Annotated in this window: 16 protein-coding genes; 10 read left to right on the top strand and 6 right to left on the bottom strand. The window is 35.5% G+C overall.

Translation table 11 applies throughout. The features are described from left to right. Positions 1 to 3 precede the first annotated feature (3 nt). Together rimM and AAEU33_RS09315 are read right to left on the bottom strand one after the other, a co-directional pair. Complete coding sequence (gene rimM, locus AAEU33_RS09320; protein ID WP_345992243.1) at positions 4 to 546, bottom strand: ribosome maturation factor RimM; 543 nt, start codon at positions 544 to 546, stop codon at positions 4 to 6. Positions 547 to 558: 12 nt separating this feature from the next. Then, complete coding sequence (locus AAEU33_RS09315) at positions 559 to 1,128, bottom strand: 30S ribosomal protein S16 (RefSeq protein WP_345992241.1); 570 nt, start codon at positions 1,126 to 1,128, stop codon at positions 559 to 561. A gap of 221 nt (positions 1,129 to 1,349) precedes the next feature. Between AAEU33_RS09315 and AAEU33_RS09310 the strand changes: the two genes are divergently transcribed. After that, entirely contained in the window at positions 1,350 to 2,966 is a 1,617-nt protein-coding gene (locus AAEU33_RS09310; RefSeq protein ID WP_345992239.1) for a serine hydrolase, read from the top strand. Between the two features lie 38 nt (positions 2,967 to 3,004). On the opposite strand, the gene AAEU33_RS09305 is transcribed toward AAEU33_RS09310, so the two are convergent. Both AAEU33_RS09305 and AAEU33_RS09300 read right to left on the bottom strand, forming a co-directional pair. Further along, a complete protein-coding gene (locus AAEU33_RS09305) occupies positions 3,005 to 3,517 on the bottom strand; it encodes a nitroreductase (protein WP_345992238.1) in 513 nt (170 codons plus the stop codon). A 138-nt stretch (positions 3,518 to 3,655) separates the two neighbouring features. Then, positions 3,656 to 4,105 carry a hypothetical protein gene (locus tag AAEU33_RS09300; protein WP_172280109.1) on the bottom strand — a complete coding sequence of 150 codons (450 nt, stop codon included), beginning with the start codon at positions 4,103 to 4,105 and terminating at the stop codon, positions 3,656 to 3,658. A 69-nt stretch (positions 4,106 to 4,174) separates the two neighbouring features. On the opposite strand from AAEU33_RS09300, the gene AAEU33_RS09295 reads away from it, so the two are divergent. Then, positions 4,175 to 4,531: a DUF805 domain-containing protein gene (locus AAEU33_RS09295; RefSeq protein WP_345992236.1), complete on the top strand. Its 357-nt coding sequence runs from the start codon at positions 4,175 to 4,177 to the stop codon at positions 4,529 to 4,531. 37 nt (positions 4,532 to 4,568) lie between these two features. Here the strand turns inward: AAEU33_RS09295 and AAEU33_RS09290 are convergent, their stop codons facing one another. Beyond that, on the bottom strand, positions 4,569 to 5,099 hold the full coding sequence (locus AAEU33_RS09290; protein WP_345992234.1) for an SRPBCC family protein: 531 nt from the start codon (positions 5,097 to 5,099) through the stop codon (positions 4,569 to 4,571). Positions 5,100 to 5,263: 164 nt separating this feature from the next. Between AAEU33_RS09290 and AAEU33_RS09285 the strand changes: the two genes are divergently transcribed. The 4 genes from AAEU33_RS09285 to AAEU33_RS09270 all read left to right on the top strand — a co-directional run bounded on the left by AAEU33_RS09285 (position 5,264) and on the right by AAEU33_RS09270 (position 8,626). Further along, entirely contained in the window at positions 5,264 to 7,282 is a 2,019-nt protein-coding gene (locus tag AAEU33_RS09285; protein ID WP_345992232.1) for a M3 family metallopeptidase, read from the top strand. A gap of 69 nt (positions 7,283 to 7,351) precedes the next feature. Beyond that, positions 7,352 to 8,083, top strand: a complete 732-nt coding sequence (locus AAEU33_RS09280) for a class I SAM-dependent methyltransferase (RefSeq protein ID WP_345992230.1) — start codon at positions 7,352 to 7,354, stop codon at positions 8,081 to 8,083. A gap of 96 nt (positions 8,084 to 8,179) precedes the next feature. Further along, complete coding sequence (locus AAEU33_RS09275; RefSeq protein WP_194304243.1) at positions 8,180 to 8,380, top strand: YqaE/Pmp3 family membrane protein; 201 nt, start codon at positions 8,180 to 8,182, stop codon at positions 8,378 to 8,380. 93 nt (positions 8,381 to 8,473) lie between these two features. Next, on the top strand, positions 8,474 to 8,626 hold the full coding sequence (locus AAEU33_RS09270; RefSeq protein WP_345992228.1) for a hypothetical protein: 153 nt from the start codon (positions 8,474 to 8,476) through the stop codon (positions 8,624 to 8,626). A gap of 13 nt (positions 8,627 to 8,639) precedes the next feature. Here the strand turns inward: AAEU33_RS09270 and AAEU33_RS09265 are convergent, their stop codons facing one another. Further along, positions 8,640 to 9,452: an AraC family transcriptional regulator gene (locus AAEU33_RS09265; protein WP_345992226.1), complete on the bottom strand. Its 813-nt coding sequence runs from the start codon at positions 9,450 to 9,452 to the stop codon at positions 8,640 to 8,642. Between the two features lie 70 nt (positions 9,453 to 9,522). On the opposite strand from AAEU33_RS09265, the gene AAEU33_RS09260 reads away from it, so the two are divergent. The 4 genes from AAEU33_RS09260 (at position 9,523) to AAEU33_RS09245 (ending at position 13,599) form a co-directional block, all read left to right on the top strand. After that, positions 9,523 to 10,674 (top strand): Atu1372/SO_1960 family protein, encoded by a 1,152-nt coding sequence (locus AAEU33_RS09260; RefSeq protein ID WP_345992224.1) that lies wholly within the window; start codon positions 9,523 to 9,525, stop codon positions 10,672 to 10,674. 30 nt (positions 10,675 to 10,704) lie between these two features. Beyond that, positions 10,705 to 11,505 carry a 4-hydroxy-tetrahydrodipicolinate reductase gene (gene dapB, locus AAEU33_RS09255; protein ID WP_345992222.1) on the top strand — a complete coding sequence of 267 codons (801 nt, stop codon included), beginning with the start codon at positions 10,705 to 10,707 and terminating at the stop codon, positions 11,503 to 11,505. Between the two features lie 125 nt (positions 11,506 to 11,630). Then, complete coding sequence (locus AAEU33_RS09250) at positions 11,631 to 12,737, top strand: TlpA disulfide reductase family protein (protein ID WP_345992220.1); 1,107 nt, start codon at positions 11,631 to 11,633, stop codon at positions 12,735 to 12,737. Positions 12,738 to 12,930: 193 nt separating this feature from the next. Further along, on the top strand, positions 12,931 to 13,599 hold the full coding sequence (locus AAEU33_RS09245; RefSeq protein WP_345992218.1) for a hypothetical protein: 669 nt from the start codon (positions 12,931 to 12,933) through the stop codon (positions 13,597 to 13,599). Positions 13,600 to 13,692: the final 93 nt, after the last annotated feature.

Genomic DNA, 13,692 nt, shown 5'->3' with positions numbered 1-13,692 from the left:
ATGTTACTCGTCCTTCTTAGATGGCACTAGAAAGACATCAATAAGCCCGTCAGGCAATTGCATTTTAATAAACCTTTCTTCTCTGTTTACTTCAAGAATCCAGTCTTTAATGATAGGAATAACAACTTCTTTTCCATCCAGGTTGGTTACGAAATACGTTTGAGCCGTCTGATCATTGATTGAACGAATAACACCACAGTCATTATCATGTTCATCAAAAATAGTAAAACCAATTACTTCGTGGTAATAAAATTGTTTTCCGGTGAGTTTAGGAAGAGAAGCAAGCGGTAAGTATACACTTTTCCCCAATGACTGATCCACTAATGCTTCAGAAGAGTTTCTAAACGCAATATTCAGAGCATCAGATTTGCTCCAGGATGATTTTTCAATAAAAAAAGGAACCAATAGTCCGTTGATTTCAACGAATATTGATTCCAGTTTATTGTAAAGTTCGGGTTGATCGGTATCCAATTTAAGGATAACGTTTCCCGCAAGGCCATGTCTGCGTGTGATTTTACCTAAAAAGTAGCAATCTTCTTTACGCATACAGGGTGTTTCTTAAGCTTCAGTGTTTTCTTCAGTTTCAGCAGCTGGAGCTTCTCCTTCTGCAGTTTCTTCAGCAACAACTTCTTCAGCAGGTGCGTTAGCAGCTTCCTCAGCAGCTTTAGCATCAGCCTCAGCTTGTGCAGCAGCAGCTAGTCTAGCTTCATTTACTTTAACTTCAGCTTCTAAAGCAACTTTTTTAGCATCAGCCTGAGCTTTAGATAAACCTTCTACTTTCCCTTGCACTTTTTGTTCTTTAGCATCTACCCAAGCAGCAAATCTTTTTTCAGCCTCAGCCTCATCAAAAGCTCCTTTAGCAACACCACCTTGTAAGTGTTTTTTGTAAAGTACTCCTTTGTAAGAAAGGATAGCTCTTGCAGTATCAGTTGGTTGAGCACCGTTGTTTAACCACTTTACAGCAGAATCAACGTTCAAATCAATTGTTGCAGGGTTAGTAATTGGGTTGTAAGTTCCTAGTTTTTCGATGAATCTACCGTCTCTTCTAGCTCTAGCATCTGCAACCACGATGTGGAAAAAAGGTTTTCCTTTTTTACCGTGTCTTTGTAATCTGATTTTTACTGACATAATGTTTGAATTTTAAGGGAACTCGTCCCAGTTAAATATTTAAGTGTGCAAAGATAAATAAAATTTCTAATGTATCAATAAAAATGTAATAATTTATCTGTCTTATCATATAAAAAGAAATCCGGATTACAGCCAGGTTCGTTTAAAGTGGAAACAATTATTTTTGGAGACAGGTCCCGGATACATTATTTTTTAGATCTTTGGGAACAAAATCTAAATTGATGAAAAATTTATTGCTGTTTGCTACAATTCTGTTGTTCTGCCAAAATGCACAAAGTCAATCTAAAGAGGAAAAGATTGAAAAATTAATTAGCGCTTACAGCCAACTCAATCGTTTTAACGGGAGTGTTCTGGTCTCAGAAAAAGGAAAAATAATCTTTGAAAAAAGTTACGGTATCAAAAACTTCCAAACACAGGAAAAAAACACCAATCAAAGTATTTACAGAATCTACTCTACAACAAAGTCATTTACTGCAACGACAATTTTACTATTAAATGACATGGGAAAATTATCCTTACAGGATAAACTGACAAAGTATTTCCCTAACTTTCCAAAAGGAGATAGTATTACTATTGAACAATTATTAACACATACCTCCGGAATTCAGAATAATGCTAATCCTGAAGATACAAAAGATGAGGAAACATTTATAAATTTTATAAAAGCTCAACCCTTGGATTTTTCTCCCGGAAGCCAATGGAATTACAGTAATTCCAACTATTATTTATTAGGATATATCATCAACAAGACTGCTGGAATGTCTTACCAGAAAGCTATTCAAAAGTACATTCTCGATCCGTTAAAAATGACCAATACCGGTTTTGGGTTTAAAGAATTAAAAAATAAAAACAAAACAACGGGGTATGAATTTTTATCAAAGAATAATTTCCGGGAAGGTATAGTCTATGATTACGACCATCCCCATACTGCAGGAGCAATGTATTCTACAGTAGAAGATTTGTATAAATACGAGGAGGGACTTAAAAGTTATAAAATTCTGAAAAAGGAAACTTTAGAAAAAGCACAAACACCATTTCATAATTACCATTATGGTTATGGCTGGGATATGTCTCCGATAAAAGGAAAAGAAACTGTTGGGCATGATGGTGGTGGCCCTGGATTCGTTTCAAGATTCTTTACAATTCCACAAGACAACATCAGCATTATCATATTAAGCAATCTGCGAGATGACAGTCTTTATTCAATGACAAGCAAAATAGTCTCTGTTTTTTATAACCTGCCTTATCAGATTCCTACCCATATTAAAATTGATTTCAACAGGATAAATCAATTAAAAGGAATTTACAACACCTCAGACACTAATTTTTATATTTCCGTTAATGATGGTATGCTTACTTTGGTTGATTCTGACACAAGAAACAAGGTTTTCTTCCCGGAAAGTGACAGGAAGTTTTACACTGAAGATAATGACGGGAACAAAATTCGATTTGAATTTAAATCTTATAAAGACGGAAAAGTCAATTTGTTAAAAATAACCTCTCCGGATGGGAAGATCACAGAAGCTAAAAAGACCAGTGATTCTTTTTCTTGGGGAGTTACAGGAAGTGCTACTCCAAACGGATGGGGCGGACCAGATATAAAATTAATTTCTGAGAACAAAAACACCAATATTTTAAAAGCCCAAAATATCCTTTTGAAACCGGGTGAAATAAAGTTCAGAAGCAATAATGAATGGGTAATAGAATTAGGTATCAACGGATATGGGAAACTGGTAGAACATGGCAATAATATAAAAATAGCCAATGAAGGCACTTATGATGTAGTTTTGGATATGACCGATGAAACTAATCCTACCTATCAGGTGATTAAAAAATAACTTCCTTCGGTAGAATTAATTTCACAGACATAATTAATTTAATCCTGTCTTCCCATATAGAAAAGCCCTAAACATCTTTGGTTTTCTTCAATGGTTAAAGAATCTTTCAGGTGATTGACAATTCCAGGAGAACTCCAATAACACCCTATTTCATTGGCTGTGCAAGTAAGATACATATTCTGTACAGCCATTGAAACAGCTGCTATTTCCTCCCATTCCGGAACCATTCCACTGAAGTTGACCACAATGGAAACAACAACATCAGCTTTATTGATTTTAAAGCCTATATCATCATATTTCTTCTGCAGGAAAGTTTGTTCGGACTGGGTTGCTTTGTAAATATTCTGCATTTCTAAAGCCAGCTGAGCTTTTTCTTCACCCCGGAAGGTTTTAAAACGCCATGGTTTTGTACGTTTATGATTCGGAGCCAGTGTTGCGGAATGTAAAATCTCATCAAGGATATCCTGAGAGATTTTTGTTTCGGTATAATCTTTAGGGAAGATACTTCTTCTTCGTTCTATGATCTCTTTTAGAATTTCTGCTTTGTTCATAGAGACAAAATTACGAAAAAGTTAATGTGAGACGATTGCGAATAAGCATATTATTAATTATGAATATTAATTTTTCTTATTCAGTAATCGCTGTATTATTGATGTTTAATTGATAATCATGAAATACATGGTACTAATCTAAAGTACTTCAACAATTTTCTGATGAATATTATTCAAAGTAAAAGCATCTCCCGGTTTCATTCCCATCATCTTTTTAGCCATAGGGCTTTGCGGTGAAATGGCATAGAAACGATCTCCTTCAAAAAAGAATTCACCTAAAGAAACCGAAATGTAAAACCTTGCTTTATTGGTTATCACCAAAGAACCCAACTGAACTTTTTCCGTGGCATTATTTAGGACTTTCGACATATTCCTTTTCAGGTCATTAAGTGCTCCAAGCTGCTTCTGCATCTGATAAATCTCTTCCTGCATTTCTTCTCGCATGCTGTCATATTTTGGAGTCTTCTTAATGTCTCGGCTCGCATCCAAAGTGAATTCTATAAAATTCTTTAGCTTCTCAATCTTTTCGGCGATCACGTTTTTAACATAATTTCTTATGTCACTTTTCTCAAATACGATCTTCTCCATAAATCTAATCTTTACATAAAGATAATATTTTTTTAAATAAATATATTTGTCTCCGAAAAATTAAAAATAATGTTTAAAAATCCATTTTCATTTCAGGGAAGAATAAGGCACACTGAATTCTGCTTGTCATACATTATTTATGCGTGTGTTGTATTTCCGTTAAGCATTGTTCAGGACCTTGTCAAATCTTCAACAGCAACTATTTTTTCGTTTATTATTCTCATTCCGGTATTTTGGTTTCTGTTGGCACAAGCTACTAAAAGATGTCATGACAGGGGAAATTCCGGATTATATGTATTCATTCCGTTTTATATATTCTGGATGCTTTTTGCAGACAGCGATCCCGGTCCAAATGAATATGGTCTTAACCCTAAAGGAATTGGAAATTATAACTCCATCAATGAAATTGGTACCAAAGAATATTAACAACAAAGCCCTGTCTGCTGACAAGGCTTTTCTTATTTTACCGCTCTGTTAATTTCTTAAGTTCCCCGAGCCCCTGATCAAAAGTCTTTCCCATCTGGCTATCCATCATAGGTTTCATAGGTTTCATCATAGTGCTGAGCTCATCATCCATAGTCCAGGTTACTTTAGTTCCGTTTCCTTCCGGAGTCAGGATAAAATTTGCAACTGCTTCACCTTCGAAAGGTCTGATAAAGTGAAGTTTACTGGTTATTTTTTCATTGGGGGTTACTGCAGTAACGGTTTGTACTCCTTCTCCAACATCGTTATTCCCCTTCCATTTGTAAGAATCTCCTACTTCACCACTCGTACCGGAATAGCTGATTGCAATGTTTTTATCTGGTTTAATGAAAGGATTCCAGATATTAAAAGCTTTTGTAGACCCAACATGTTCCCATACTTTTTCCTTCGGAGCATTGATAACTACTGATCTTTCGAAATGATACTTGTTGCTGAAAGCCACCATAGCAAATACGGCATACAAAATAGCTAAAACAATGAGTATCCCTAAGATTTTCAAAATTGTTTTCATAGTTTTTAGATTTTAATGTTAAGCCAAAATTACGCATTCCTGTTATAACACTGCTTTTCTTATGACAAGATTATGCTGATCGCTACTTTTTGTCATAACCGATAATTAAGGCATTATTTTTGACGAATTCAAAAATCAAGTTTACATCAATAAAAAATAAAATAATGAATATTTTAACAGAAAACTTCAAAACACCTTACCATACTGCTCCTTTTGATCAAATTAGAAATGAAGATTATCTTCCCGCTTTTAAAGAACTTATACAGAGATCTGAGGAAGAAATCAACGCTATTGTTGATAATAATGAAGCTCCCACATTTGAGAATGTTATTGAAGCACTCGCCTACTCCGGTGAAAAATTAGATATTCTTTCCAATATTTTTTTCAATGTAAATTCTGCGGAAACAAACGATGAATTACAACAAATCGCAGAAGAAGTTTCACCTATTTTAAGTGAATATTCTTCAAAAATTTCGCAAAACGAAGCACTCTTCAGCAAAATCAAAAAAGTGTATGAAGAGAAGGAGAAATATAACCTTAACGAAGAGCAGCAAATGCTTTTGGAGGAAACCTATAAAGGTTTTGTACGAAGCGGTGCACTACTGAATGATGAGGACAAAGAGAAGTTAAAGAAGATCAACATGGATTTATCTCTGAAATCCCTGAAATTCGGCCAAAATGTACTGGCATCAACCAACGCCTATTTTAAGCATATTACCAACAAAGAAGATTTGGCAGGTATTCCTGAAGCCATCATAGAACAATATACTGAAGAAGCAAAAGAAAGAAACCTAGAAGGCTGGGTCCTTACATTGCAATATCCAAGCTATGTACCATTCATTACGTATGCTGAAAACCGTGAACTAAGAAAAGAATTGGCTTTGGCTAATGGTAAAAAATCTTTTGATGGCGGAGAGTTTGACAATCAAAACCTTATCAAAGAAATTATTAATCTGAAACAGAAAAAAGCAGAATTGCTCGGATATAAAAATTATGCTGACTTTGTGTTAGAAGAAAGAATGGCCAAATCTCCAGCTAAAGTTTTGGATTTTTTAAATGAATTACTGACCAAGGCAAAACCTTATGCAGGAAAAGAAATTGACGAATTAAAAGGATTGGCAAAAGAAGATGGTATTGAAGAAATGCAAGGTTATGATCATCCTTTCTACGCTGAAAAACTTCGCAAAGAAAAATTTGACCTTAATGATGAAGAGCTTAAGCCTTATTTTCCTTTAAATCAGGTTCAGGATGCGGTGTTCGGATTAGCCAACAAGCTATTTGGATTAACTTTTGAGGAAAGAAACGATATTCCTAAATATCATGACGACGTAAAAACCTATGAAGTAAAAGAAAACGGAGAGTACAAATCATTGCTGTATGTCGACTACTTTCCCAGAAAAGGTAAGAGAGCAGGTGCCTGGATGACCAGCTATAAAAGTCAGTATAAAAAGAATGGTGAGAACTCACGCCCACATATTTCAATCGTCTGCAATTTCAGCAAACCTACCAAAGATACTCCAAGCTTATTAACATTTCAGGAAGTAACCACGTTATTCCATGAATTTGGCCACGCTTTACATGGTATGCTTGCCAATACCCAGTATCCGGGATTATCCGGCACTTCGGTAAAGTGGGATTTTGTCGAACTGCCATCTCAATTCCTGGAAAATTTCTGTTATGAGCCGGAATTTTTAAAAACTTTTGCCAAGCATTATAAAACTGGAGAAGTTCTTCCTGATGATAAGATTCAGAAAATTGAACAATCTAAAAACTTTATGGAGGGATATCAGACGATGAGACAGTTAGGTTTTGGAATACTGGACATGATGTACCACACCAATGCAGGAGAATTAGAGAGTGAAAGCATAAAGAACTTTGAAGATAAATACACCAAAGCAACCCAACTCTATCCCACGAATCCGGAAACGGCAATGAGTCCGAGTTTCTCTCATATCTTCCAGGGTGGATATTCTGCCGGATATTATTCTTATAAATGGGCGGAAGTTTTGGATGCGGACGCATTCCAATATTTTAAAGAAAATGGAATCTTTAATCCGGAAATTGCTGCCAAATATAAAATCCTTCTGTCTTCAGGTGGAACAAAAGATCCCATGGAATTATATAAAAACTTCAGAGGAAGTGAACCGAAAGTAGAAAGTTTATTAAAAAGAGCATTTGGATAATTACCATTTCTAATTATGAGGCATTAAAACCGCTAATCTATACAACAGATTCACAAGTACATTTTTATTATGAAAGAAAACAAATACGATGATCCTTCTTTTTTCAGACAATATGAAAAAATGCTTCGCTCTCAACTTGGATTGGAGGGAGCCGGAGAATGGTATGTTTTAAAGGATATGCTACCCGATTTCACAAAAAAGAATGTACTTGATCTCGGTTGTGGTTTTGGCTGGCACTGCCGATATGCTATAGAGCAAGGGGCAAAATCTATCATTGGAATTGATCTCTCTGAAAAAATGCTTGAAAAAGCCAGAGAGATCAATAACCTAAAAGGTGTTGAGTACTTTCAGAGTGCTCTGGAAGAGGTAACTTATCCAAATCAAACCTTTGACGTAATTTTAAGTTCTCTTACCTTACATTATGTAGAATCATTTGATACCATTTCTCAAAATATCTACAAATGGTTAAAATCCGGAGGTCAGTTTGTATTTTCTGTGGAACATCCAGTTTTTACTGCTGAAGGCACCCAGGACTGGAGTTATGATACCCATGGAGAAAAACAACATTGGCCGGTGGATAACTATTTTATCGAAGGAAGAAGAAACACTATATTTCTTGGTGAAAATGTTGTTAAATACCACAGAACATTAACGACGTACATTAGCTGTTTATTAAACTCAGGATTCAAATTAAAGAAAGTTGTAGAAGCTCAGCCAAGCGAAGAAATGCTCAAACAATTTTCAGAAATGAAAGATGAATTGCGAAGACCGATGATGTTACTGATATCTGCAGAGAAATAAACAAGTACACTGTGAGGAATATGACCAGACTTGCACTTGAAAATATCAACAGAAATTAATTAAAAGAAAAGTATCACTATTTAAAATCTTACGATCATGTTACTAGCAATTTTATTACCCTTTTTATCTTTTATCGTTCGTGGAAAAGTCCTAACCGGAATATTATGCCTTATTTTACAGATCACTGTAATCGGCTGGGTCCCTGCTGCAATTTGGGCAGCTCTCTCCCTGAATAATGAAAGAGCAGATAAGCGAAACCGTGACCTCATCAAAGCAGTAAAAGAAAGCCAGAGATAATTATTCTAAGCTTATGATGTTTGGAAAGAAGATCAATTACTGAAATGAAGGCAACTAAATTGCTATTGATTATTCATAAAAACACACTTTACTATGCTGAGTTTTTATTGTATTTATGATGATCAGCCCACTCCTGTCTACCCTGAAAAGATTGATCTGGAACTAGCTGGAGATCTTTTTACACCTCTTCAAAATAAAGGAATATTAAGCAGAAAACCAAATACAGAAAAAGTCAATGCGGACTGATTGCCTATGCAAACTAGAAAATAATATCTTTTTTGGCTTTCGGTGCTTCCTTCATAATGGAAGCATAAGAAGAGGTAAAAGCAGAAAGACTTTTATATCCTACTTTAAAAGCTATTTCGCTTAATGTATATTGCCGGGTATCGATAAGCTCCACACTCTTTAAAATCCTGATCAATTGTCCGTACTTCTGAAGAGTAATTCCCGTCTGCTCTTTAAATATTCTCTGTAAACTTCGGACAGACATTTTTGCAAGGTCTGCCATATCGCTCACATTAAAACTTTCCTGATAATGGCTGTTAATATAATCACAAACAGGAATTAAGCGATGATCTTCAGGAACAGGAATTTCCAGAAAACGACTTTCATTACAAAAGTTAGGCAAACTATTTAACAATGCTTTTAGAAAAACGTTTTGCTCCTGATCTTCAGCATCCAGTTGATTCCATTTTGAAGCATATAAAAGCATCTCTTTCAAAACAGGAGGTGCCGCAAAAACATGCACTTCTTTAAAAAAATCAGATGGTAAAAGCTTTTTAAATAAAATGACCATCAGATTTACTGATCTTGCATCAGAAGTAGTGCGGTGCTTAACTCCGGAAGGGATCCAGATCACATGGTTTTTAGGAACAAGATATATTTTCTGCTGAATATGCAGATACTGATACCCTTCTTCCACATAAGTGAGTTGGGCCCTTTCATGAATATGCTCATATTCATCATGCTTCCAGTTTTCCTCATACCACACATAGGCATCCTTTGAGATGGTATCATTGTAAAAACCCCGGTTCGTTTCAATTAATCCGCATTTAAGTTTGGCGTTTTGCATATTCTTTTTGGCAAAGTTAATAAAAACGACATTATTAATTTTGTATCTGAATGTTAGACCTTAAAAAAATATGAAAAATATAAGCAAGATCATCACTGCTTTCTTACTTCTGATAATAACCCAATCTATGATGGCACAAGAACATAAAGCTAAAGTTCTGGTTCTGTTTTATTCGGATAATGGAGGAACTTATGAATTAGCAAAAGAAATATCAAAAGGAATTGAAACCAAAGGAAGTGTACAGGCTGTAATTAAACAGGTAAAAGCGTCAACCCATCCCAAATTAAAAGATATCCCTATAGCCAGCGTCGAAGAACTCTCTTCCTACGACGGAATTGCATTTGGATCACCCGTTTATTTTGGAAATATCAGTACAGGAATGAGTGAGTTCTTATCAAAAACGGTTGGATTATGGACCACCCATGCATTAGAAGGAATGCCGGCGACCGTCTTCATGTCTGCAGGAAGTGGTGCAGGAAAGGAGCTGGCTATTCAGTCTTTTTGGAATAGCCTGGCCGTTCATGGAATGGTACTGGTATCGAATGGTATTCGTGGTGCAGAAAACACAGACAAAAATACCCCACAGGGAAACACCGTTCTTGGAGTAACCAGCCTTGCTTCAGTTAAAAATGTAGAACGCCCCAGCGAAAGTGAACGTTATATTGCCAGATTGCAAGGAGAAAACTTTGCTAAGATAGCAGCAGCATTGAAAGATACCTTTCACCATAAGATGACATCGGAAAATGATATCCAAGAAAAAACAGCTAATATCAACACTGTCTTAAAACAAAAGCAGATCATTCTTCCACAGGTTCCTAAACCTGCAGGAAATTATCAGCCCTATGTACGTTCAGGAAATCTGGTTTTCATTAACCAGGTTGCATTAAAAGACGGGAAAATCCTCAATCCAGGAAAGTTAGGCCTTTCACTTACTGAAGAACAGGTAAAAGAAGCCACGAAAGTGACCATGCTTAATGTTCTTTCTGTATTAAATGAAGCCTTGGGTGGTGATTTAAACCGCGTAAAACGTTGTGTACAGCTTACAGGAATATTTAACACAAAAGACGACTACACCAAACACGCAGATCTTATGAATATAGCATCCGATCTTACTGTAGAAGTATTTGGAGAAAAAGGAAAGCATGCAAGAGCTACTTTTGGGGCATCATCGATTCCTGTTAACTCTTCTGTAGAGATTCAGGCTGTATTTGAAGTGGAATAAAAAATATTAATTAACTTAAACAAAAAAATCATGATCAAAATATTCGTTGCAGGAGCTACCGGATGGGCCGGCTCAGAGTTGAGCAAAGCTATTTTTAAACAAGAGGGAATGCAGCTGGTCGGTGGACTATCCCGTTCCGGCAGTGGAAAAAACCTCGCCGAGATCCTTGATTTAGGAAATGAAAAAATTCCGGTATTTGATACCATTGAGAAGGCTTTAGATGCCCTTGACTTTGATGTGTTATTTGACTATACAAAACCTGATGTTGCCAAAACCAATGTCCTGGCGGCCGTAAAAAGAGGTAAAAAAGTTATTGTGGGAACTTCAGGCCTTACAGGAGAAGATTATGTAGAAATAGAAAAAGCTGCCATTGAAAATGATACTTCCGTACTGGCGGTAGGAAACTTTGCGATCACAGTTGTTCTTCTTCAAAAGTTTGCTGAAATTGCTGCAAAATATATTCCCAACTATGAAATTATAGATTATGCACACGAGCTAAAAATCGATACCCCAAGCGGAACGGTAAGAGAACTCGCTCACCGTTTAGCTCAAGTTCAAAAACCCGTTGTCCCTATTCCTACGGATCAGCTGGTTGGTGAAAAGGCAACTAGAGGAGCAGAAATGGAAGGGGTTCATGTTCATTCCGTAAGGCTTCCGGGACATGTTATTGCTGTAGAAACTATTTTTGGGTTAAAAGATGAAAAATTAATCATCAGACACGATTCAGGAACCAGTGCAGAACCTTATGTAAAGGGTGGGTTACTTGCTATTGAAAAAATAGGCACATTCAAAGGTCTCAGAAGAGGACTGGATACAGTAATGGATTTTTAAATAAAATTACAAAGGGTAAAAAAAGGAGACTAAATAAGTCTCTTTTTTTGTGATATTTCCTGAAAACAATAACGGAAGTTATTCATAAAACAATATCTTTAATTTTTTAAAATCTCAATTTATTTATGAAAAAAATTTCACAGGTCTTACTTTTTTTATCATTCTGTACTATTTATTCCCAAACCAATTTTAAAATGGATATCAGTGCTCCGGTATTTGCTAAAGATTCCATAACCATTGCTCCTCCGATGGGAATGGGAGAAACCCATAAACTGTACAATTTTACCATTCAACCGGAAAAAGGTGTAAGATTTATGAAGGGTTTTAATACCGCATTTATCAGGATCGATGACTCAAAGGCAGTGACCGGACAAATAGAGTATCCTCAGCCTGTTATCTTTGGATATTTTAATGCTGTAGAAAAGGGAGGATATGGTTCTGATATTTTTTTCATTGAAAAAGGGGATTACAAGATCAGTATCGTGGATAAAAATCTGAATTTTACGTCAGGTTCTGAAACGCCAACCAACGCCGAATACAAAAAACTGAAGAAGTTACTTGTGATAGCAGACAAAAAATTAAAACCTTATGAAGACAATAATCCTGATGATATTGAAAGTAAACAAAAGCTGCTGAGAACCTATATCACTAAAAATCCAAACTCCTATGTGGCGTTCTGGGAAATCGTAAATGATTTCTCAAAATACGGTTTTAACCCAAGCTATGTGGAAAATATGCCCTTATTTTCCAAAAAGATAAAAGGGATATTCAGTTATAAAGAATTTGAGAAAATCCTGAAAATAGAAAATTCTACAAGTGTCGGTGCAAATTTCCCGAACCTGAAACTTAATTCAACCGATCAGATAAATAAATCCAGTTTTTCTGACCACAAACTTACCTTGATAGATTATTGGGCTACAACCTGCAAACCTTGTATTAAAGATTTGCCCAAGCTGGTCACCTTATATGAAAAATATAAGGATAAAGGTGTGCAATTCATAAGTGTTGCTAACGATACTGTGAAAGACAGAATGGATCGTGCCAATACAATACTGAACGAAAATAAAGTAAGCTGGAAAAATTATTTCGATATGAATCAGGCATTCCTCAATAAGCTTCATGCTACCGGATATCCTCTACAAATTCTGGTAGATCAAAATGGAAAGATCATTGCCAGAAAGTTCGGCGAACTGGATCAGATTGCTGGGGAAATAGAAAAGCACATTCAATAATAAAAAAATGACAGCCAAACAGCTGTCATTTTTTTGGCCATCAGTAAAATCAGAATTGAACTTTATCCGACTTTGAAAAGACAGAAGAAAGCATTGCATACAAAACCAAAAAATATATTCAACTTATATCACCGCATATTTGTATCTTTAAATACATCTAAAGGTTTTATTGTTAATTTTTTGATACAAAATTATGGCAGAAAAAATTTATTTCATAAAAACTAACCCTACTATTGCCAAGATCAATTTGTACAATAAGCTTTGCCGTGAGGAAAATTCAGCACTCAGATATCTGGATGATGACAAAAAAACCAGCCTGGAAATTATTAAGGCTAAAGTAAAAGACAGTGTCGAAAATCTTACACCTGATGAACTATGCAGTATTTTTCACTGGTTTCAGGGTGAATATCATGATACAAGTGCAGATCCATCAAATTCAAAGGAAGAAGTAATTAATCAGCTTTTTATTAATGGGATTGATCAGTTTTACGAAATTCTCCCCCCTGACGTTACTCCATTCAACCAGATTATTTCCGATTATCAGAAATATTCTCAAAGCACTTTACCCTATAAGTTCAATACAGAAGAATTCAGTCCTTTTCTTATCTATGGAATATTTTTTACCGGACTACTCAGCCGGTTCCATAAAAAAGAAAACAGCCATATTCTTTTAATGGACTTTTTAAAGCCGGATCATAAGGATTTATATTCCTTCGCTGAAGACAAATTCAATGCTGTTCAAACCAATCCTGAAACAGGATCACTCTTTGATCATGGTGTTCAACTTTCAACATACTTCGGTGAACTCTATGACCTAACCCGATTTTACAAAGACCCAATTATCAAACTTCACGACTCTTAAAATATAGATTTATCTATAAGGATACCATATTTTTTTATAAAATTCACTATCAAATGAATAATGATGTAACATTATTTTCTTAAATTGCCCCTG

The sequence above is a fragment of the Chryseobacterium sp. Chry.R1 genome (assembly GCF_039645525.1).
Taxonomy (GTDB): domain Bacteria; phylum Bacteroidota; class Bacteroidia; order Flavobacteriales; family Weeksellaceae; genus Chryseobacterium; species Chryseobacterium proteolyticum.
This window is presented reverse-complemented; position numbering and strand designations above follow the sequence as displayed.